At 61.7% G+C, this 21007-nt stretch carries 20 protein-coding genes; 15 read left to right on the top strand and 5 right to left on the bottom strand.

Annotated elements, in window-relative coordinates; all coding sequences use genetic code 11:
* The first annotated feature begins 109 nt into the window (after nt 1-109).
* A complete protein-coding gene (locus PWG15_RS14230) occupies nt 110-673 on the top strand; it encodes an NADPH-dependent FMN reductase (RefSeq protein ID WP_275020829.1) in 564 nt (187 codons plus the stop codon).
* Between the two features lie 172 nt (nt 674-845).
* On the opposite strand, the gene PWG15_RS14225 is transcribed toward PWG15_RS14230, so the two are convergent.
* Nucleotides 846-2402, bottom strand: a complete 1557-nt coding sequence (locus PWG15_RS14225) for a VOC family protein (RefSeq protein WP_275020827.1) — start codon at nt 2400-2402, stop codon at nt 846-848.
* A 193-nt stretch (nt 2403-2595) separates the two neighbouring features.
* Nucleotides 2596-3453, bottom strand: coding sequence for an SDR family NAD(P)-dependent oxidoreductase (locus tag PWG15_RS14220; protein ID WP_275020825.1), 858 nt, complete (start codon nt 3451-3453; stop codon nt 2596-2598).
* A gap of 188 nt (nt 3454-3641) precedes the next feature.
* Between PWG15_RS14220 and PWG15_RS14215 the strand changes: the two genes are divergently transcribed.
* Complete coding sequence (locus PWG15_RS14215; RefSeq protein ID WP_275020823.1) at nt 3642-4397, top strand: Crp/Fnr family transcriptional regulator; 756 nt, start codon at nt 3642-3644, stop codon at nt 4395-4397.
* Between the two features lie 78 nt (nt 4398-4475).
* Here PWG15_RS14215 and PWG15_RS14210 read toward each other — a convergent pair whose 3' ends face one another.
* A complete protein-coding gene (locus PWG15_RS14210; RefSeq protein WP_275020821.1) occupies nt 4476-4988 on the bottom strand; it encodes a Dps family protein in 513 nt (170 codons plus the stop codon).
* A gap of 304 nt (nt 4989-5292) precedes the next feature.
* On the opposite strand from PWG15_RS14210, the gene PWG15_RS14205 reads away from it, so the two are divergent.
* Nucleotides 5293-5679, top strand: a complete 387-nt coding sequence (locus tag PWG15_RS14205) for a response regulator (protein WP_275020819.1) — start codon at nt 5293-5295, stop codon at nt 5677-5679.
* Nucleotides 5680-5702: 23 nt separating this feature from the next.
* Here PWG15_RS14205 and cysQ read toward each other — a convergent pair whose 3' ends face one another.
* Nucleotides 5703-6479 carry a 3'(2'),5'-bisphosphate nucleotidase CysQ gene (cysQ, locus tag PWG15_RS14200; protein WP_275020818.1) on the bottom strand — a complete coding sequence of 259 codons (777 nt, stop codon included), beginning with the start codon at nt 6477-6479 and terminating at the stop codon, nt 5703-5705.
* Between the two features lie 232 nt (nt 6480-6711).
* Here cysQ and PWG15_RS14195 point away from each other — a divergent pair, with 232 nt between their 5' ends.
* The 12 genes from PWG15_RS14195 (at nt 6712) to PWG15_RS14140 (ending at nt 20311) form a co-directional block, all read left to right on the top strand.
* Nucleotides 6712-7962, top strand: coding sequence for a sarcosine oxidase subunit beta family protein (locus tag PWG15_RS14195; RefSeq protein WP_275020816.1), 1251 nt, complete (start codon nt 6712-6714; stop codon nt 7960-7962).
* Nucleotides 7963-8036: 74 nt separating this feature from the next.
* Nucleotides 8037-8315 (top strand): sarcosine oxidase subunit delta, encoded by a 279-nt coding sequence (locus PWG15_RS14190; protein ID WP_275020814.1) that lies wholly within the window; start codon nt 8037-8039, stop codon nt 8313-8315.
* Nucleotides 8312-11269: a sarcosine oxidase subunit alpha family protein gene (locus PWG15_RS14185; protein ID WP_275020812.1), complete on the top strand. Its 2958-nt coding sequence runs from the start codon at nt 8312-8314 to the stop codon at nt 11267-11269. The genes PWG15_RS14190 and PWG15_RS14185 overlap by 4 nt, the downstream gene beginning before the upstream one ends.
* Nucleotides 11270-11279: 10 nt before the next feature.
* Nucleotides 11280-11834, top strand: coding sequence for a sarcosine oxidase subunit gamma (locus PWG15_RS14180; protein ID WP_275020810.1), 555 nt, complete (start codon nt 11280-11282; stop codon nt 11832-11834).
* 253 nt (nt 11835-12087) lie between these two features.
* A complete protein-coding gene (locus PWG15_RS14175) occupies nt 12088-14514 on the top strand; it encodes a GcvT family protein (RefSeq protein WP_275020808.1) in 2427 nt (808 codons plus the stop codon).
* Nucleotides 14486-14713 (top strand): hypothetical protein, encoded by a 228-nt coding sequence (locus PWG15_RS14170; RefSeq protein ID WP_275024486.1) that lies wholly within the window; start codon nt 14486-14488, stop codon nt 14711-14713. The genes PWG15_RS14175 and PWG15_RS14170 overlap by 29 nt, the downstream gene beginning before the upstream one ends.
* A gap of 92 nt (nt 14714-14805) precedes the next feature.
* Nucleotides 14806-15708 (top strand): branched-chain amino acid ABC transporter permease, encoded by a 903-nt coding sequence (locus PWG15_RS14165; RefSeq protein ID WP_275020806.1) that lies wholly within the window; start codon nt 14806-14808, stop codon nt 15706-15708.
* 4 nt (nt 15709-15712) lie between these two features.
* Nucleotides 15713-17098 carry a high-affinity branched-chain amino acid ABC transporter permease LivM gene (livM, locus tag PWG15_RS14160; RefSeq protein WP_275020804.1) on the top strand — a complete coding sequence of 462 codons (1386 nt, stop codon included), beginning with the start codon at nt 15713-15715 and terminating at the stop codon, nt 17096-17098.
* Complete coding sequence (locus tag PWG15_RS14155) at nt 17098-17985, top strand: ABC transporter ATP-binding protein (protein WP_275020802.1); 888 nt, start codon at nt 17098-17100, stop codon at nt 17983-17985. Before livM ends, PWG15_RS14155 begins: the two co-directional genes overlap by 1 nt.
* Nucleotides 17982-18707, top strand: a complete 726-nt coding sequence (locus PWG15_RS14150) for an ABC transporter ATP-binding protein (protein ID WP_275020800.1) — start codon at nt 17982-17984, stop codon at nt 18705-18707. The genes PWG15_RS14155 and PWG15_RS14150 overlap by 4 nt, the downstream gene beginning before the upstream one ends.
* Before the next feature lie 24 nt (nt 18708-18731).
* The gene (locus PWG15_RS14145; protein ID WP_275020798.1) at nt 18732-19076 is read left to right on the top strand and encodes a DUF6867 family protein; all 345 of its coding nucleotides are present in this window, start codon (nt 18732-18734) and stop codon (nt 19074-19076) included.
* Between the two features lie 116 nt (nt 19077-19192).
* Nucleotides 19193-20311: a branched-chain amino acid ABC transporter substrate-binding protein gene (locus tag PWG15_RS14140; protein ID WP_275020796.1), complete on the top strand. Its 1119-nt coding sequence runs from the start codon at nt 19193-19195 to the stop codon at nt 20309-20311.
* Between the two features lie 198 nt (nt 20312-20509).
* Here the strand turns inward: PWG15_RS14140 and PWG15_RS14135 are convergent, their stop codons facing one another.
* Entirely contained in the window at nt 20510-20959 is a 450-nt protein-coding gene (locus PWG15_RS14135; protein ID WP_275020794.1) for a MarR family winged helix-turn-helix transcriptional regulator, read from the bottom strand.
* Between the last annotated feature and the right edge of the window lie 48 nt (nt 20960-21007).

Genomic DNA, 21007 nt, shown 5'->3' with positions numbered 1-21007 from the left:
TCTCACTGATCCTGTTTAAAGATCGGCGCGAACCCATGATGATGGCACAAGCGTTATGCGTTCGAAGCGGACGCATCGAGCGACACGCAGATTGAAGGGATCAGATGCAATGACAAAAATCCTCGGCATATCCGGCAGCCTGCGCAAGGCATCGTTCAACACCGGCCTGATGCGGGCGGCAGCCGGAGACCTGCCTGAAGGGATCGAGTTCGAGACCGCGACGCTGCACGGCATTCCGCTTTATGACGGTGATCTCGAGGCCGAGAGCGGTGTTCCGGAGGCGGTGACAGCGCTCAAGCGCAAGGTGATGGCTGCCGATGGCGTTATCCTGTTCACGCCCGAATACAACAACTCCATCCCCGGCGTGTTCAAGAACGCGATCGACTGGATGAGCCGGCCGTCCGCCGATATCGCCAAGGTGTTTCGCGGCCGACCCTTTGCGCTTGCCGGCACGTCGCCCGGCAATTTCGGCACCATCCTCAGCCAGAACGCCTGGCTGCCGGTCATGCACACGCTCGGTGCCGAGCTCTGGTCGGGCAAGCGGCTGATGTTGCCCAAGGCCGATACGTTGTTTGATGCCGAGGGCAAGCTGACGGATGAGGCCGCGCGCGATCGGCTTGCCGCCTTCGTCAAGGCGTTCGCGGATTTTGCGGCGGCTGAGCGGGCTTGGTAGACTGCCAATGGCGTGCCAAGGCCGCTCCAGTCATCCTCGGGCTTGACCCGAGGATCCAAAATCCGTGAGCCTCCCGTGTTGGGTGTGGATGCTCGGGTCAAGCCCGAGCATGACGGAGAAAGGGAGCGGCTGGCTTTCCCGGAGGCGCGCGCAAGACACGCCCTGAGGCCCCTCAGAGCCCCTTTTCTTCCAGCCACTTCTGTATCGCCGCAATATCCGGCGCGCCGATCTCATGCCCCATGTCGAGTTCGACCGTTGCCAGATTCGCACCGGTGCGGGAAAGCTCCGCCTTCAGGCGCGGCGCGAATTCGCCATAGCTGTCATGTTGGCCCGTCAGCAGCAGGATGTTCGTGCCCGAGAGATCCGGCGGCGGCACGTCGTCGAGCACGAGCATCGAGCGCATCAGCACGACATTGCGAAGAAGTCCCGGGTGCAGGAGCATCATGGCCACCAGCAGGTTTGCACCGTTGGAGTAGCCGATGAACACGGTTTTCTCGAGGTCGATGCGGTAGCCATCGCGGGCGCCTTCAACGAAGGCGGCGAAGGCTTCGGCTTCCGAGCGCACATCCCTCTGGTCGAAGGTCGTCGGCGAATAGCGGCGGAACCAGCGTGGCGTTCCTTCCTCGTTCGATCGGCCGCGAATGCCGACGAGTGTCGCTTGCCGGTCGACCTGGTGGGCCAGGTGCAGGAGCTGTGTCTCATTGGCGCCGCTGCCGTGCAGCAGCATGAAGGTGCGGTCGTCAAGCGTCTCCGGATGGTAGAAGCGATGCACGAAGGGCAGGTCGCGTTCGGTCAGCCGCGGTTCTCCCGGCAGCGCGAACTGCGGCATGGCGAGCAGCATTTCTTCCCTGGCAGTGCTGAAATGCGCAGGCACGAAGAGTTCAGTACCGAGCGTTTCCTTCGGCTCGTCGACCATGAAACCGGGCACGTCGCTTGCCAGTTCGTAGAGTGAGCCGCCGGGTTCGCGTACGTAGAGAGAATAGAAGTATTTGCGGTCATGCGCATTGATGGCGCCCGCGCCATCGCGTTGCAGGTCGCCGTGCACCCGTTCCACGGCGGCGCGATCCGGAGCACGAAAGGCAATGTGGTCGATCGTTCCAGTTCCGGGCGCCGACGTCCAGAAGCCGGTCGCATCGCGTACGTCGATGACGTCGCCAGAGGTGGACGTCAGGCGACGGATCGTGTCGTTGGAGGCCGTTTCGCTGTAGCCGAAATGGGTTTTCAGGAAGCGAACGGATTCTTCCGGTTTTTCGGTGAGGATCGTCGCGCCGCGCAGGCGACGGATCGCATCTTCCTCCGAAATATCGCGCGCGCTCCAGGGGGCCGTGGCCGAGACTGCCTCAGTGCCGACGAGCTTGACGATGACGCCATCCGGATCCTTGAGGCGCAGCACGGGTTCGCCGAACTCCTGCGACGGCCCTGATGTCGCGATGTTGAATTGCAGCGCGCGGGTCAGCCAGAAGCCGATGCTCTCCGGCCGAATGGCGAAGGCGATCTCGCTCGGCTGGCTGTGACCCACCCGGCCGCGTCCGCCATCCTCCCACATCAGGAAGGTGACGAGCGACCCGGGCGATCCCTCGGCATCACCGTAGAAGAGGTGCAACTGGTTGGCATCCTCGTAGCCGCCGGTCCTTTTGACGAGTCTCAGCCCCAGGAAGCCGACATAGAAATCGACGTTCGCCTGGACCTTCCGGGCAATCAGGGTGATGTGGTGGATGCCGCTCGTCATTGTCATTTCCTCATTGATTTGCCTCACAAAACACGAAGCGTCGCGCCGGCGCCAGAAGCGCTGGCGAGAACGCTGTGTTTACGGGCTACAGCGCCGCGCGTCTTTCAAGACGCGCTAAGGACGCTGTACCGCTTTAAAGCTGCATATTTTCACCCTTAAATCGATGCCGATCTAAGGAATTGTGCAGCAGAGATCAGTCGCGGTTCTTCTCCAGGAACGCCTTGAAGGCGTCGGCATATTTCGGATGCCAGCGCGATAGCGGCGGCCGGTTCTCGACGATGTCGCCGGCAGCCCAGAGGATGCGGCGCTCATCGGTTGCGCGCGGCACGTCGTTGTCCGGGCAAAGGATGTAGAAGTCGCCGCGTGCCAGGCTCTCCATCATGAACTCGACCGTCTGTTCCGAGGTCCAGGCGCCGGCGGGCTTTTCCGTGCGGCCACCACCCGTCATCCCGGTGTAGACGAAGCCGGGGATCAGCAGGTGAGCGTGAACCTGGCTTCCCGTCGTGTTGCGCAGCTCATGTTCGAGCGCCTCGGTGAAGACCTTCACGCCTGCCTTGGAGACATTATAGGCGGGGTCACCGGGCGGTGTGGTGATGCCCTGCTTCGAGCCGGTGTTGATGATGACGGCCGGCTTGCCGTGAGCGATCATTGCGGACGCGAAGACGCGAGACCCGTTGATCACGCTCCAGAGATTGACGCCGAGAGTTGCCTCCCAGGCGACCAAGGGTCCGAGGATCGCGCTGCCGGGCTGGATACCGGCGTTGTTCATCAGCACGTGAACGTCGCCGAACCGCTCGCGCGCCGTGCGTTCGAGAGCTTCGATCTGGTCGATGCGAGATACGTCGGTCGCGATCGCTGCGACGGACGCCGTGCCCGCGGTCGCGAGCGCCGCGACTTCGGCTGCTGCCTTCTCCAGTTTCTCGCCCGCAAGGTCGGCGAGCACGACGCGCATGCCGAGCGAGGCGAAGTGGCGGGCGGCGGCCAGACCGATGCCGGAAGCGGCGCCGGTGATAACGGCAAGATTGTTGGTGGCGAAGGCAGGATGCGACATGACGGAACTCCTGTGGCGGGATCGCGTGCAAGAGATAGGGCGCCAAAGACCGCCTGTCCATTGACGTCTTGGCGAGATGCTCCTGAAAACCATGTGTTTTCAATGGCGTCCCTTGTCCCTGATAGCACGGGCGCTACTTGCAGTTTTGTATTGAACACCCGGCCGAAGACATTTTCGCGGATGGAACGATGAACGGAACGGCAACTCGAAACGAAAAACGCACGCCTTGTGAAAGCTGTCCCTTGCGCAAGCTCGATCATTTCCGCGCCTTTACGAACGAGGAGCTAGCCTTCGTTTCGCAATTCAAGACCGGTGAACTCGCGGTCGATGGCGGCGCAACCATCCTCGTCGAAGGTGCGCATAGCGCCCACCTCTTCACGGTGCTTTCCGGCTGGGGCTTTCGCTACAAGATGCTCGATGACGGGCGCCGCCAGATCCTGAATTATGTGATGCCGGGCGACCTGATCGGCCTGCAAGGCAGCCTGATGGGCGAGATGCAGCATTCGATCGAAGCGCTGTCGCCCGTCACGCTGTGCGTTTTCGAACGCGGCAAGCTGAGCCGCCTGTTCGCCAACTATCCCGAGCTCGCCTATGACCTTACCTGGATAGCAGCACGCGAGGAGCGCATTCTGGATGAGAACCTCTTGAGCATCGGCCGCCGCTCGGCGCTGGAGCGGGCCGCCTACCTGCTTGCCTTTCTCTACCAGCGCGCAAAGGCGCTCGATCTTTTCAGCGGCAGTCGCGTGGCCATTCCGGTCACCCAGCAGCATGTGGCCGATACGCTGGGTCTTTCGATCGTCCATACCAACAAGACGTTGAAGAAGCTGGCCGAGCGCGACCTGATCCGCTGGGCGGACAAGGGCTGCAATGTCCGCGATATCGACGGACTGCTTGCGATCTCTGGCTGGGAAGGGCTCAATGAACCCAAGCGGCCCTTCATCTGACATGCCGTCGAAAGGCGTCTTATGCTTTCCTTTCCGATGCGGCGCACGTCGCCGCATCGATGCCATGCTCCGATCGGATCAGGCGGCGATGATCGCGCGCAGCATCCATAGTGCCTTTTCATGGAAGTCGAGGCGTTCGGTCAGCATGTCTGTCGTGACGAGGTCGCCGTTGTCATCAGCCTTGGTGCCGGCCTCGCGCATGCGGCGTGCAGCCGCTTCGTGATCGGCAATCAGGTCTGCCACCATTTCGGCCGCTGTCGTGTGATTGACCGAGTCCGCACTGGGCGCGAACGTCTTGGCTTCGGCAAGTTTTGCCGGGGCAGGATGACCAAGCGCACGGATGCGTTCGGCGATGATGTCGGTCGCCTTGAACAACGCGTTGTAGTGCTCTTCGGTCAGTTCGTGCAGCGGCTTGAAGAGCGGGCCAACCACATTCCAGTGGTAGATGTGGCTCTTGATCACCAGCTTGTAGGTGTCGGCCAGGATATCGGAAAGCGCTGCGGCCATCTGTTGGCGGTAGGCCTTGGTCAGGCCGATATCGAATTCCTCGTCCCTGACCTTGGGCTTCAGCACGGCAGCTGTCTGTTTCATTCTCCTGCTCCAGTTCTGTCTTTGAAAACGTCGAGCGAATGCGGCAGGGGGGCGGCCGCTTGTGTTGAACGCTGCGGCGGGGCGGTTGTTCCGGTCGCATATGCAGCCGCCACATGTCTTTTTTAAATGCCAGGGTAGGGCGAGCAGACTTAAGCTCGGCGTGTCCGCGCAGCCGCGCACCCCAGAACGCGTGAAGGTTCTCCGCCCCGATTCGCGTCACAGGAAAAGGTCTCGACCACTTCACCATTCCAACGAGGCGCGGAGACGAACGGGGCAGCTTTGCCCCAAGTGAAAGATGGAGTGCATGGGAATGCCTGACGTTTCTCCGCTTATCCGGACCGTTCTCGTCATAGAGGATAATTTCATCATCGCCATGGATGCCGAGGAGATCCTGGCTTCGCTCGGGATCCCGCAGGTCACGATCGCCACAAATGCGGACCAGGCGATGGAGCTTCTGGCCCTGCAGACCTTTGATTTTGCGATTCTCGATGCCAATCTCGGCGATCACACGAGCTTCGGCGTAGCCGACGTCATGCTTGCCCGCGGCCTGCCGTTCGGTTTTACGAGCGGATATGGGGATGTGGAGCTTTTCCCAGTTTATCTCAGGCACATTCCGCGGATCGACAAACCTTTCAATGAAAGGACCATTGGCCAATTGATCGCCGCTGGGACGCAGAAGGGCGAGGCGTAGGCGCCGGCTCGGCCGAAAGGCGGCTACGGCTTGCCGCGGGAAACGAACCAGGGGTTGGCGAAATCGCTGTCGTCCTTCTGATTGCGCTTGCCGTAGGTGAGCGGCGCACCGTCCATCGTCAGCGTTTCGCCGCCGGCTGCCCGAAGGATGGCATCGCCCGCGGCCGTATCCCATTCCATCGTGCGGCTGAAGCGCGGATAGACGTCGGCGAGCCCTTCGGCGAGAAGACAGAATTTCAGGGACGAACCGACCGCTGTGTAGTCGGCTATGCCGTGCTCGGTGAGGTAGGCCAAGGTCTCGGCGCTGTTGTGCGAACGGCTCGCCAGACCCACCATGCGATCGCCGCAGCTGCGGCAACCAATGATCGTCTCATGGTCGAGGCGGAAGGTCTCGTCGATGACCGCCTTCACGGCCTTGCCGTGGTTCGCCGCATAGAGGATGCCGAGCGCTGGTGCATAGACGACGCCGGCCACGGGCGCGCCGTTTTCGATCAATGCGATGTTGACGGTAAAGTCGTCATGCCGGCCGATGAATTCCTTCGTGCCATCGAGAGGATCGACAAGGAAGAAGGATTTTCCGGCGATGTCAGGCACGAAGCCGGCGGCGACCGCCTCTTCGGCAACAACAGGAACGTCCGGAAAGGCGCGGGCGAGGTCCGCCAGGATGATGCGCTCGGCGCAGGCATCGGCGTCGGTGACCGGCGAACAGTCCGGCTTGTAGGTGACTTCCGGGCCGGCGTTATAGATGTCGAGAATGGCCCGACCCGCTGATATCGCCGATTGTTGCAGTATTTCCAGCATTCGCCCCAACTTTCCGTCTGTCATCAAGCCCATAGCATATTGAGAACGGGAAGGTACCTAATGCTTTTGGCGGTAGGTGCATTCTACTCAAGACTAACATCGATCCGTTCCGCCCGGCAGCAGGACGCCTGCTGAGCCGGCGAATGGTTTTTTGCATCTGCGACAGGCTTGCGTCTTTGCTTCCGCCTCACGGCTGTGCAAATGTGCCGACGCAACTGAACTGGATGCCTTCATGCGTTATTCCGCCTTCTCGCTCGTCAGGAACGCCCTTTCCGGAAACCTGAATTGGAAGCCGCAATGGCGCCAGCCGCAGCCGAAACCGCACTATGACGTCATCATCGTCGGTGGTGGCGGGCATGGTCTTTCGACCGCCTATTACCTCGCCAAGGAATTCGGCGTGAAGAACGTCGCGGTGCTGGAGAAGAGCTATCTCGGTTCCGGCAATGTCGGCCGCAACACGACGATCGTGCGCTCCAACTACATGTTGCCCGGCAACGAGCCTTTCTACGAGTTTTCGATGAAGCTCTGGGAAGGGCTGGAGCAGGACCTCAACTACAATGTGATGCTCTCGCAGCGCGGCGTCATCATGCTTTACCACAGCGACGGCCAGCGCGACGCCTATGTCCGGCGCGGCAACGCGATGTGGATGGAGGGGGTGGCGGCCGAACTCATCGAGCGTGAACAGTTGAAGAAGATGATCCCCTTCCTCAACTACGATCACGCGCGATATCCGATCCTCGGTGGACTGCTGCAACGGCGCGCCGGCACGGCGAGGCACGATGCGGTCGCCTGGGGCTATGCGCGCGGTGCCGACCAGCATGGCGTCGACATCATCGAACATTGCGAAGTCACCGGCATCCGCCGTGAAAACGGTGTCGTCATGGGCGTCGAGACCACCAAGGGCTTCATCGGCTGCGGCAAGCTGGCGCTGGCTGCGGCCGGCAATACCTCTCGCGTCGGCGAAATGGCGGACCTCAAGCTGCCGCTCGAAAGCCATGTGCTTCAGGCCTTCGTGACCGAGGGGCTGAAGCCCTGCATCGACCACGTGATCGTCTATGGCGGCGGCCACTTCTACATCTCGCAGTCGGACAAGGGCGGCCTCGTCTTCGGAGCCGAGATCGATGGCTATTCTTCTTACGCCCAGCGCGGCAATCTCGCGACGGCGGAACACGTGATGGAGGAGGGGGTGACGATGATCCCCGGCCTGTCACGCGTTCGGGTGCTGCGCGCCTGGGGCGGCGTCATGGACATGAGCATGGACGGTTCGCCGATCATCGATCGCACCTCGATCGACAACCTCTACCTCAATTGCGGCTGGTGCTATGGCGGCTTCAAGGCGACGCCCGCCTCCGGTTACTGTTTCGCCCACCTGATCGCCAAGAACGATACCCATCCAGTGGCGCGTGCCCTCAGGCTGGATCGCTTCGCCCGCGGCTATGCCGTCGACGAGGCCGGTGCCGGCCCGCAGCCCAACCTTCACTGACAGCACGCGGCCGGAGCCCGGCCCCGCATGAAATGAACAGGAAGCCGAAGCGCGGCTTCAGGACATGGACGACGATGGCAAGCCTGATTACCTGCCCGCATTGCGGGGTCCGACCGAAGGAAGAATTTACGATCCGCGGCGACGCCTCACGCGGTCGCCCGGAGCCGATGGATACGGACGAAGCCTGGCACGACTATGTGTATGTGCGCGCCAATCCGCGCGGGCGCACCCTGGAGCATTGGCATCACGTCGCCGGCTGTCGCCGCTTCCTTGTCGTCGAGCGTGATACGGCCACACACGCGGTCTATTCCGTCGTCGATGCCGCCGAGTTTGTGCGGAGGGCGGAGCAATGACCGGCTATCGTCTATCCTCCGGCGGCCTCGTCGATCGCAGCAAAACCCTGAGCTTCACCTTCGACGGCAGTCCATTGCGCGGCTTTGCCGGCGATACGCTCGCCTCGGCGCTGCTTGCCAACGACAAGCTGCTTGTCGGCCGCAGCTTCAAGTACCATCGGCCGCGCGGCATCGTCAGCGCCGGCCCTTCCGAGCCGAACGCGCTCGTCACCATCGGCTCCGGTGCCCGTACCGATGCGAACACCAAGGCGACCGTCGCTGAACTCTACGGCGGATTGACGGCCAAAAGCCAGAACCGCTGGCCGTCGCTCGGCTTCGATGTCGGAGCCGTCAACGGCTTGCTGTCACCCTTCCTCGGGGCCGGCTTCTACTACAAGACCTTCATGTGGCCGAAGCAGTTCTGGGAGCGGGTCTACGAGCCCTTCATCCGGAGCGCCGCCGGCCTCGGCCGGGCCGTGCTGGAGCGCGATCCCGAGACCTATGAGAAATCCTGGGCCTTCTGCGACCTGCTCGTTGTCGGTGCCGGTCCGTCCGGTCTGATGGCCGCGCTGACGGCCGGCCGCGCCGGCCTCCGCGTTATCGTCGCGGACGAGGATTTCCGGCTCGGCGGTTCGCTGCTTTCCACCGGAGAGACGATCGACGGCGCACCGGCTTCCATCTTCGCCGACCGCACGGTCGCGGAACTGCAATCACTGCCCAACGTCACGCTGCTTTCGCGCACCACGGTTTTCGGCTGGTACGACGATAACGTCTTCGGCGCGGTCGAACGCGTGCAGAAGCACGTCGCCGAGCCGTCGTCGAAGCTTGTGAGCGAACGCGTCTGGCGCATCGTTGCCAAGCGCGCGCTGATGGCAACCGGTGCCGAGGAACGCCCGCTGGTCTTCGGCGGCAATGATCGCCCTGGCGTGATGATGGCCGGTGCCATGACCACCTATGCCGAACGCTACGGCGTGGCCGCCGGCAAGGCGGTCGCGATCTTCACCAGCGGCAGCGGCGGCTATCGCACGGCGCGGGCACTTTCTGCGAAGGGAATAGCGATCACAGCGATCGTCGACGCCAGGGCGGAAGCGGGCGATCAGGCGCCCGATGGTATCAGGGTCATCCGTTCGGCCTCGATCGTCGATACCAAGGGAAGACAGCGCCTCAAGGGTATCGTCGTCGAGCGCTCCGGCTTCGAGGAACTGATCGCCTGCGATGCGCTCGGCATGTCCGGCGGCTGGAGCCCGGTCGTGCATCTTGCCTGCCAGCGTGGCGCAAGACCGGTCTGGTCGGAGGACTTGAAGGCATTCGCTGCCCCCGATGTCGGCGGTGGTCTGCGTCCCGTCGGCGCTGCCAACGGTATCTATAAGCTGGCCGCCTGCCTGTCTGATGGTGCAGCAAAGGCCGCAGCGATTGCGGCGGATCTCGGTTTCACCTCCATCGCGGCAACGATGCCGGTTGTCGATGGTGAAGAAGCCTCTTCCTTCACGGCGCTCTGGTATGTGCCGGGCGCCAAGTCGAAGGCCTTCGTCGATTTCCAGAACGATGTGCACGCGAAGGATCTTGGTCTCGCGCTTCGCGAAGGCTTCGGCCATGTGGAGCATGCCAAGCGCTATACGACCAACGGCATGGCGACCGATCAGGGCAAGCTTTCCAACATCAACGCCGTCGGCATTCTTGCCGGCATGCGCGGCGTCGGTCCGGCCGAAGTCGGCACCACGACGTTCCGGCCGTTCTACACACCGGTTTCCTTTGGTGCGCTTGCCGGAATGGCTCGCGACCAGCATGCGGCGCCGGCACGAAAGTCGCCGCTGCATGGCTGGGCGATGAAGAACGGTGCGACCTTCGTCGAGGCGGGGCTCTGGCATCGCTCTGCCTGGTTCCCGCGTGCCGGCGAGAAGTCCTGGCGCGAAAGCGTCGATCGCGAAGTACTGAACGTGCGAGCCAATGTCGGCCTCTGCGACGTCTCGACGCTCGGCAAGATCGAAGTTTTCGGCCCTGACGCCGCGGAGTTCCTCAACCGGCTCTACTGCAACCCGGTCCTGAAGCTTCCGGTCGGCAAGGCGCGCTACGGGCTGATGCTGCGCGAGGACGGGTTCGTTTTCGACGACGGCACGGTGAGCCGGTTCGACGAGGCCCATTTCTTCGTGACGACGACGACGGCGATGGCCGGCCCGGTCATGGCGCACATGGAATATTGCGCCCAGGCGCTCTGGCCGGAGCTCGAAGTCCGCTTCACCTCCTCGAGCGATCAATGGGCGCAGATGGCGATTGCCGGCCCGAAGGCCCGCGCGGTGTTGCAGCAGATTGTCGACGGCGACATTTCCGACGGCGCATTTCCCTTCCTATCGGCCCGGAAGATCGTTCTGAAAAATGGCGTGTCCGCACGGATCTTCCGCATCTCCTTCTCCGGGGAGCTGGCCTTCGAACTGGCGGTACCGGCCGGTTACGGTGAAGCGGTGGCGGACCAGATCATGGAGGCCGGCCGACCCCACGATATCTGTGCCTATGGCGTCGAGGCGCTCAACGTGCTGCGGCTGGAAAAGGGACTGCTGACGCATGCCGAATTCGATGGCCGCGTGACACCCGACGACGCCGGGCTCGGCCGGATGCTGTCGATGCAGAAAGCCGACTTCGTCGGCAAGCGGCTGTCGACGCGCTACGGGTTGACGGCGGCCGATCGCATGCAGCTCGTCGGGCTGAAGCCCGTCGATACCGACAAGGACATACGCGCCGGCGCCCATCTGCTGAAGGAAGGAACGAAGCCTTCGACGCTCAACGATCAGGGCTGGGTAAGCTCGGCCGGGTTCTCGCCCGTGCTCGGGCACGCGATTGCGCTCGCCTTCCTGAAGTCGGGACGCGAGCGCTACGGCGAGAAGGTCATCGTTTTTGACAAGCTGCGCGATCAGGAGATCGTGGCCGAGGTCTGCGATCCGGTCTTCGTCGATCCGCAAAACATGAAACTGAAGGCCTGAGGAGGCGGTGATGGTTCGCGACTATAACAACCGCCATGCACTGGAACAGAAACTGCGCTCTGCGCCGACACCCGCAGCCGCCGATCACCTGTTGGTCGGCCACTGGCGTACGGTGGCGACGGTTCTTGCCCGTGCCGGGCAGGAGGAGGCTGTGCGGCAGGCGATTGCTTCGGTGCCCGAGCTCTCGCTACGTTTTTCAGGCCCCGGGGAATGGCTGGTGGTCTCCGAAGTGGAGGCGCCGAGCGGGCTCGTGCGTCGCCTGGAAGAGCTGTGCGACAGCCGCGCCTATGTCGTCGACCAAAGCGATGGGCGTGTGGTCTTCCGGCTCGCCGGCTCGAACGTGCGCAGCATCCTTGCCAAGGGTATCGGTGTCGATCTTCATCCCGCGACCTTTTCGCTTGGCGGCGCTGCCAACGTCCTGTGCGGCCACGTCCCGGTCAATATCGCCCGGACGGACGAGGATACTTTTGAACTGATCGTGCCGCGAAGCTATGCGGAATCGCTCTTCGATGACCTGATGCGGATGGGACAGGCGTTCGATCTCACAGCCGCCTTCTCAGACTGAACGGTCTCTTTCGAGAGGCCGAAAACAAATGCGGCATGAAATGCCGCAAATGGGTCGCCGATCCGCCAGCAAACGGCGGAAATGGACAAGCGTCCTTCGCAGCCGTGTCTTTATCGGCGCCGCCTTTCTGACTAGGCTGCCATCACTCGCCGCCTGTGCCTTTGTCCCGAAGGCAAGCGGTCGCCGTGCTTGATTTTCTTCCTGACAATTTGGCCATGCCTCCGGCAGGAGCATGGGAAGACGGAGTGTACGCATGAAAAGCCATGCCAAGGTCGTCGTTATCGGAGGCGGTGTCGTCGGTTGCTCGGTGCTCTATCACCTGACGAAGTTCGGTTGGACCGATGCTGTCCTGCTCGAACGATCGGAGCTCACGTCCGGCTCGACCTGGCATGCGGCCGGCGGCATGCACACGATCAACGGCGACCCGAACGTCGCCAAGCTGCAGAAATATACGGTCGAGCTCTATAAGGAGATTGAGGAATTCTCCGGCCAGGATGTCGGCCTGCACATGACGTCGGGCATGATGCTTGCAGCCACCAAGGAGCGCTTCGACTGGATGAAGTCGATTCTTGCCAAGGGCCGCTACATGGGGCTCGAGGCCGAGCTGCTGACGCCGAAGGAAGCGCACGACCTGATGCCGTTGCTCGATCCTGACCAGTTCGTCGGCGCGGTCTTCGATCCGGTCGAGGGGCATCTCGATCCCTATGGCACGACGCACGCCTATGCCAAATCGGCCAAGAAGAATGGGGCCGAGATCTACCTGCACACCAAGGTCGAGGACCTGGTGCAGCGCGAGGATGGCTCCTGGCGGGTGATCACCAACCAGGGCGAAATCATCGCCGAGCACGTTGTCAATGCTGCCGGGCTCTGGGCGCGCGAAGTCGGCCGCATGGTCGGCCTCGAACTGCCCGTGCTCGCCATGGAGCACATGTATCTCATCACCGAGGACATGCTCGAGGTGATCGAGTTCAACCAGACGCGCGGCAAGGAACTGATGCATTGCGTCGATTTCGACGGCGAAATCTATCTGCGCCAGGAGCGCAACGGCATGCTGATGGGCACCTATGAGAAGGCCTGCCGCCCGTGGTCGCCGATCTCGACACCCTGGGACTTCGGCCACGAACTGCTGGCCGAGGACATCGACCGCATTTCGCCGGAGCTCGAAGTGGGCTTCCGGCACTTCCCGGCCTTCAACAGGGCCGGCATCAAGAAGATCATCAACGGTCCCTTCACCTTCTCGCCTGATGGCAACCCGCTGGTCGGTCCGGTGCGGGGCCTCAGGAACTTCTGGTCGGCCTGCGCCGTCATGGCCGGTTTCAGTCAGGGCGGCGGCGTCGGACTGGCGCTTGCCAACTGGATGATCCATGGCGACCCCGGCTTCGACGTCTTTGCCATGGACGTTTCCCGTTACGGCGATTTCGCGACGCTTGCCTATACCAATGCCAAGGTGCGCGAAAACTATTCGCGCCGCTTCTCGATCCGCTATCCGAACGAGGAACTGCCGGGTGCGCGGCCGCTGCTGACGACGCCGATCTACGACCAGCTCAAGGCGGCAGGTGCCGTCTTCGGCGCCTCCTACGGTCTCGAAACGCCGTTGTGGTTCGCGCCCGAAGGCGTGAAGGACGCCTTCTCCTGGCGGCGCTCGACGGATTTCGAGACGGTGGGCGCGGAAGCCCGTGCCGTGCGCGAGGGCGTCGGCCTGATGGAAACCTCGGGCTTTGCCAAATATGCGATCACCGGCAAGGGCGCCGAAGCCTGGCTCGACCGGTTGCTCGCCTGCCGCATCCCTGCGGTGGGGCGCATGACGCTGGCGCCGATGCTGAAGGACGACGGCAAGCTGATCGGCGACTTCACGCTGGCAAAGCTCGGGGAGGAAGATTTCCTGTTGATCGGCTCGGGCATCGCCGAGGATTACCACATGCGCTGGTTCGAGGCGCATCTGCCCGAGGATGGGTCAGTTTCGCTGAAGGCCTTGAAGCTGGAATTGGTGGGCCTGTCGATCGCTGGGCCCAAGGCGCGTGACGTGCTTGCGGGCCTCACCCACCTCGACGTTTCTGATACGGCGTTCCCGTTCATGGACATCCGGCGGATGGACCTCGGGATGGCACCCGCCATCGTCGGCCGTGTCAGCTACACGGGTGATCTCGGCTACGAGATATGGATGAAGCCCGAGTACCAGCGCTATCTCTTCGAGCTGCTGATGGAGAAGGGGGCAGCGTCCGGGATCCGGTTGTTCGGCCTCAGGGCGCTGAATGCGCTGCGCGTCGAGAAATCCTTCGGTAGCTGGGCGCGCGAGTACCGCCCGCTTTATGGCCCGGTCGAGGCCGGTCTCGGCCGCTTCGTTGCGACAGGTAAGGGTGCGGACTTTATCGGCAAGGCGGCGGCAATGAAGGAGAAGGCGGATGGTGGCGCGCTGCGCCTGAGGACCTTCGTCGTCGAAGCTAGGGATGCCGACGTCATCGGCGACGAGCCGATCTATCTCGACGGCGTCGTGCGCGGGTGGGTGACATCGGGTGGCTACGCACACACGAGCGGTGTCTCGGTGGCCATGGGCTACGTGCCGAAGGAGATCGCCGATCGCAGCGATGGCTGGTCGATCGAACTGCTCGGCGAGATCTTGCCGGCACGTCCGCAGCCGAATCCCTTGTTCGATGCAAATGGGCAACGGATGCGCACCTGAGCAGCGAAGCAGTGCGCCGGTCTGGCCATTTGGTGACCATACCGGCAAGCGGACCCCTCGGGGATTTACGACTAAAGTTGATGATTTCGCGGGCGAAAGCTGCGGAAAATTTGATTTTTCTGGCTTTAAAAGCGCCAAATCGATTTTATCGATGAAGATTTTGCCGATCCCGCGTTTTTTAGCTTTCCTTTTCGTTTGAAAGAGGTATGGAATCGACCAAACACAGCGCTCAACAATGAGCTCAAAAAACAAGAGACCGGACCTTTAAGGATCTGGTCCAGGGGAAGATTGATGGAGTATTTCGTCCAGCAGCTCGTCAACGGGCTGACTCTTGGGTCTATTTATGGTATGATCGCTATTGGTTATACCATGGTCTATGGCATCATTGGCATGATTAACTTCGCCCACGGCGATATCTTCATGCTTGGCGGTTTCGCCGCATTGATTGTCTTTCTGATTCTCACAACATTCATCGGGGGCGTCCCGGTTGTACTTGCGCTGCTGCTGATGATGATCGTCGGCATGCTGACCGCAGGGCTCTGGAACTGGACGATCGAGAAGGTGGCCTACCGGCCGCTGCGCGGTTCGTTCCGTCTTGCGCCACTGATCACGGCGATCGGTATGTCGATCGCGCTGTCGAACTTCATCCAGGTGACACAGGGCCCGCGCAACAAGCCGATCCCGCCGCTCGTTTCCTCGGTCTATGACGTCTTCGGCATTACCATTTCGCTGAAGCAGATCATCATCATCATCATCACGGCGATCCTGCTTTCGATCTTCTGGTACATCGTCAACAAGACGCCACTCGGACGTGCGCAGCGTGCAACCGAACAGGATCGCAAGATGGCGGCCCTGCTCGGCGTCGACGTCGATCGCACCATCTCGGTGACCTTCATCATGGGTGCGGCGCTCGCCGCCGTCGCCGGCACGATGTATCTGATGTACTATGGCGTCGTCGTCTTCACCGACGGTTTCGTCCCTGGCGTCAAGGCGTTCACCGCGGCCGTTCTCGGCGGCATCGGATCGCTGCCGGGCGCTGTTCTCGGCGGACTGTTGATCGGGCTCATCGAGTCCCTCTGGTCGGCCTATTTCACCATCGACTACAAGGACGTCGCGACCTTCTCCATTCTCGCCATCGTCCTGATCTTCAAGCCGTCTGGCATTCTCGGACGACCGGAAGTCGAGAAGGTATAATTCCATGGCAAACATTGCTTCTACAACTGCAAGCGCCGGCACTGACGTGACGGCGCGGGCCCTGCGCGAGGCTGTCTTCGCGGGCCTGATCTCCCTCGGTCTTTTCGTGCTGTTCGTCGGTCTCAAGTCCGACCAGAACATCCGCAACGAACTGATCCTCAATCAACGCTGGGGGCTGCTGGCGATCTTCGTGATCGTTGCGGCTGTCGGCCGGTTCGTGATGGTTGCCTATGTCCAGCCGGCACTGGCCCGCCGCAAGGCCGCCAAGGCCGAAGCCGAGGACGTGGCGAAGGAGGAAACCTTCTTCAGCCGCAACTTCTCGAAGATCGCGATTGCGTTCCTGCTCGTCTATCCGCCGATCATCGTCACGATCTTCGGCGTCCAGGGCTCGCTGAAGTGGGTCGACAACTTCGGTATCCAGATCCTCATCTACGTGATGCTGGCCTGGGGCCTGAACATCGTGGTCGGTCTGGCCGGTCTTCTGGACCTGGGTTATGTCGCCTTTTATGCGGTCGGCGCCTACTCCTACGCTCTGTTGTCGACCTATTTCGGCCTGTCTTTCTGGGTCCTCTTGCCGGTCGCCGGCATCCTCTCCGCGTGCTGGGGCACAATCCTCGGCTTCCCGGTGCTGCGTCTGCGCGGTGACTATCTGGCGATCGTGACGCTTGCCTTCGGTGAAATCATCCGACTTGTGCTGATCAACTGGACCGAAGTGACCAAGGGTACGTTCGGCGTATCCGGCATCGCCAAGGCAACTCTTTTCGGCATCAAGTTTGATGCCTCGAAGGACGGTTTCGCGGCACTGATGGGCCTGCCGATATCGTCGGCCTACTACAAGATCTTCCTGTTTTATCTGATCCTCGGCCTTTGCCTGCTGACGGCCTTCGTCACGATCCGGCTGCGCCGCATGCCGATCGGCCGCGCCTGGGAAGCGCTGCGCGAGGACGAGATCGCCTGCCGCTCGCTCGGTATCAATACCGTGACGACCAAGCTCACCGCCTTTGCGACGGGTGCGATGTTCGGCGGTATCGCCGGCTCGTTCTTCGCGGTGCGCCAGGGCTTCGTGTCGCCCGAATCCTTCGTCTTCCTGGAATCGGCGGTCATTCTGGCCATCGTGGTTCTCGGTGGCATGGGCTCGCTCACCGGTATCGCAGTCGCCGCGGTGGTGATGATCGGCGGCACCGAAATCCTGCGCGAACTTTCCTTCCTGAAGACCATCTTCGGAGAGGACTTCACCCCTGAACTCTACCGCATGCTGATCTTTGGCCTGGCCATGGTCGTCGTCATGGTCTGGAAGCCGCGCGGCTTTGTCGGATCGCGCGAACCGACAGCCTTCCTGCGCGAACGCAAGGCAGTCTCCGGCAGCTTCACCAAAGAAGGGCACGGCTGATGGCCCGCGAGACAACGACAATGACAAAAGACCCCATTCTCAAGGTTGAGCACCTGTCGATGCGCTTCGGCGGTCTCATGGCCATCAACGACTTCTCGTTCGAAGCCTATCGCGGCGACATAACCGCGCTGATTGGCCCGAACGGAGCGGGCAAGACCACGGTGTTCAACTGCGTCACCGGCTTCTACAAGCCGACGATGGGCATGATCACGATGAAGCAGAAGTCCGGCAAGGAGTATCTCCTCGAGCGGCTGCCGGACTTCGAGATCACCAAACATGCAAAGGTGGCGCGTACGTTCCAGAACATCCGGATGTTCTCCGGCATGACCGTGCTCGAGAACCTGCTGGTCGCGCAGCACAACAAGCTGATGCTGGCGTCGGGCTATACCGTGCTCGGGCTCCTTGGATTTCCTGCCTACCGGCAGGCCTCCAGGGAGGCGACTGAACTCGCCAAGCATTGGCTCGAAAAGGCATCGCTGATCGACCGGGCAGACGACCCGGCCGGGGACTTGCCCTACGGCGCGCAGCGGCGGTTGGAGATTGCTCGTGCCATGTGCACGGGACCGGAGTTGCTGTGCCTCGATGAGCCTGCGGCTGGCCTCAATCCGCGCGAATCGCATGCCCTCAATGAACTGTTGCAGGGCATCCGCAGCGACACCGGCACCTCCATCCTGCTGATCGAGCATGACATGTCCGTGGTCATGGAGATATCGGACCATGTCGTCGTGCTCGAATATGGGCAGAAGATCTCCGACGGCACCCCGGATTTCGTGAAGAACGATCCAAGGGTCATCGCGGCCTATCTGGGTGTCGAGGATGAAGAGGTTGAACAGGTGATCGAACAAATCGAGGAAATCGAAGGCGGGCAGGGAGGCACCAAGCAATGACTGCGCCGCTGCTGCAAGTGAAAGCCGTCGAAACCTACTACGGCAACATTCGGGCGCTGAGCGGCGTCGATGTCGAGGTCCATCGCGGAGAAATCGTTTCGCTGATCGGTGCCAACGGCGCCGGCAAGTCGACATTGATGATGACGATCTGCGGCAGCCCGCAGGCGCGCACCGGCACGGTGATGTTCGACGGCCATGACATCACGCGCCTGCCGACCCACGAAATCGCGCGTATGAGGATTGCCCAGTCGCCGGAAGGCCGCCGCATCTTCCCGCGCATGACGGTTTTCGAAAACCTGCAGATGGGGGCGAGCCTCGACAACCTGAAGCATTTCGACGAGGACGTGGAAAAGATCTTCAGGCTCTTTCCCCGGCTCAAGGAGCGCCAGACGCAGCGCGGTGGCACCCTTTCCGGCGGCGAGCAGCAGATGCTGTCGATCGGCCGCGCGCTGATGGCCCGGCCGAAGCTGTTGCTTCTCGACGAGCCGTCGCTCGGTCTCGCGCCGCTGATCGTCAAGGGCATCTTCGAAGCGATCAAGAAACTCAACAAGGAGGAAGGCCTGACCGTCTTCCTCGTCGAGCAGAACGCCTTCGGTGCGCTCAAGCTTTCGGACCGCGGCTATGTGATGGTCAACGGACGGGTGACGATGAGCGGCAGCGGCAGGGATCTGCTCGCCAATCCGGAAGTGCGCGCGGCCTATCTCGAAGGCGGCCGTCATTGATCGGCCGCATCTGGAGCAAGTGACATGCAGGGAATTCTCTACGAAGAAGCGTCGATCTGGCAGTTTCTTTTCATAAGCTGCGTGCTTGGCGGCTGGACCGCCTGGCGCACGGGCAAGAGCGTGGCCGAAAGCTGGGAAGGCATGCCACGCCTGTTGCTCTACGTTGCGTTGCTCGGGCTGGCGATCCGTTTCATCCATCACGCCCTCTTCGCCGGCACGATGTTCAGCCTGCAATACTATATCGTGGACACGATCGTGCTTTTGTTGTTTGCTGCCGTAGCTTTCCGGTACTATCGGACCAAGCAAATGACCAAAATCTACTACTGGCTCTACGAGAAGGCTTCACCCTTCTCCTGGAAGACCAAATAAAGGGAACAGCGCGCGCCGGTCCGCCGCGGCCGGTGCGAAGGAAACACCGGCGCAACTATGGTGGGCATTGCGCAGGTTGGTAACGAGACCCGCTCGGATATTTGGGAGTAACAAGAATGAAAAAATCTCTTCTGTCGGCCGTTGCGCTGACGGCGATGGTCGCCTTCAGCGGCAGCGCCTGGGCTGATATTCTCGTTGGTGTCGCCGGCCCGCTGACTGGCCCGAACGCCGCCTTCGGTGCGCAGCTCCAGAAAGGTGCCGAACAGGCCGCTGCCGACATCAACGCCGCCGGCGGTATCAACGGGGAACAGATCAAGCTTGTGCTCGGCGACGACGTTTCGGACCCGAAGCAGGGCATCTCGGTCGCCAACAAGTTCGTCGCTGACGGTGTGAAGTTCGTCGTTGGTCACTTCAACTCCGGTGTGTCGATCCCGGCATCGGAAGTCTATGCCGAAAACGGCATCCTGGAGATCACGCCGTCTGCGACCAACCCTCAGTTCACCGAGCGCGGCCTGTGGAACACGTTCCGCACCTGCGGCCGTGACGACCAGCAGGGTGCGGTTGCCGGCGCTTACCTCGCTGCCAACTTCAAGGACGCGAAGATCGCCGTCATTCACGACAAGACCCCCTATGGCCAGGGCCTTGCCGATGAAACCAAGAAATCGATGAACGAAGCCGGCCTGACCGAAGCCCTCTATGAAGGTGTCAACATCGGCGACAAGGACTTCTCCGCACTGATCGCCAAGATGAAGGAAGCCGGCGTTTCGGTCGTCTACTGGGGCGGTCTGCACACCGAGGCCGGCCTCATCATGCGCCAGATGAAGGACCAGGGCCTGAAAGCAACGATGATGTCGGGTGACGGTATCGTTTCGAACGAACTGGCCTCGATCGCCGGCGACGCCGTTGACGGCACGCTGATGACCTTCGCGCCGGATCCGCGCAAGAACCCGGCTTCCAAGGAACTCGTCGAGAAGTTCCGCGCTGCCGGCTTCGAACCGGAAGCCTACACGCTCTATTCCTACGCCGCTCTCCAGGTCATCGCCGAAGCTGCGAAGGCTGGCGGCACGACCGATGCGCAGGCGGTTGCCGAAGCGATCAAGGCCAAGGGTCCGTTCAAGACCGCGATCGGCGAACTCGGCTATAACGAAAAGGGCGACATCACCCGCCCGGACTACGTCATGTACACCTGGAAGAAGGGCGACGACGGCAAGTACACCTACTTCCAGAACCAGTAGTTCTGATTTCGGACCTTACGTCCGATCTGTTGAGCCCGGCGAGCGATCGCCGGGCTTTTCTTTTGGTCTCTTGGGCGATGCGGCGAGAACCCCGCTCTCACGTGGGGCCGCCGGAAGCGGAAAGACGGCTGGAAGCAACGGGCTAAAGCATCCCTTCCGCGTTCATCTGGCGATGGGGTTTTGGCGCGCGGCGATCGGCTACTTCAGCAAAGTGTCTCTCAGCGACGAGACCTCGGCACGCATTCGCTGGAGGTCATCGGCGCCGAGTTTTGTTGCCGCGGTGAGGCCGCGCGGCACATCGACCGCCTTCTGGCGCAGTGCCTTGCCCAGGTCGGTCAATTGCACCCGGACCTGGCGCTCGTCTGACTTGTCCCGCACGCGGGCGATATAACCGGCGGCCTCGAGGCGCTTGAGCATTGGAGTCAGCGTGCTCGATTCCAGGAAGAGCCGTTCGCCCAGGCTGCCAACGGTCTGGTCGTCCTTCTCCCATAGCAACACCATCACGAGATATTGCGGGTAGGTGAGGTCGAGCTCTTCCAGCAGCGGCTTGTAGATGCGCGTGAAGGCATGGTTTGCGGAATAGACCGCAAAGCAGAGAAAACTGTCGAGCGTCAGCATCTCGTCGTTATCGTTCTCGGTGGCAGCCATGTTCTTCTCCTGTCCCATGCTCAAAAATAAATCGCTCACGATATAATC

The sequence above is a fragment of the Ensifer adhaerens genome, from assembly GCF_028993555.1.
Classification (GTDB): domain Bacteria; phylum Pseudomonadota; class Alphaproteobacteria; order Rhizobiales; family Rhizobiaceae; genus Ensifer; species Ensifer adhaerens_I.
This window is presented reverse-complemented; position numbering and strand designations above follow the sequence as displayed.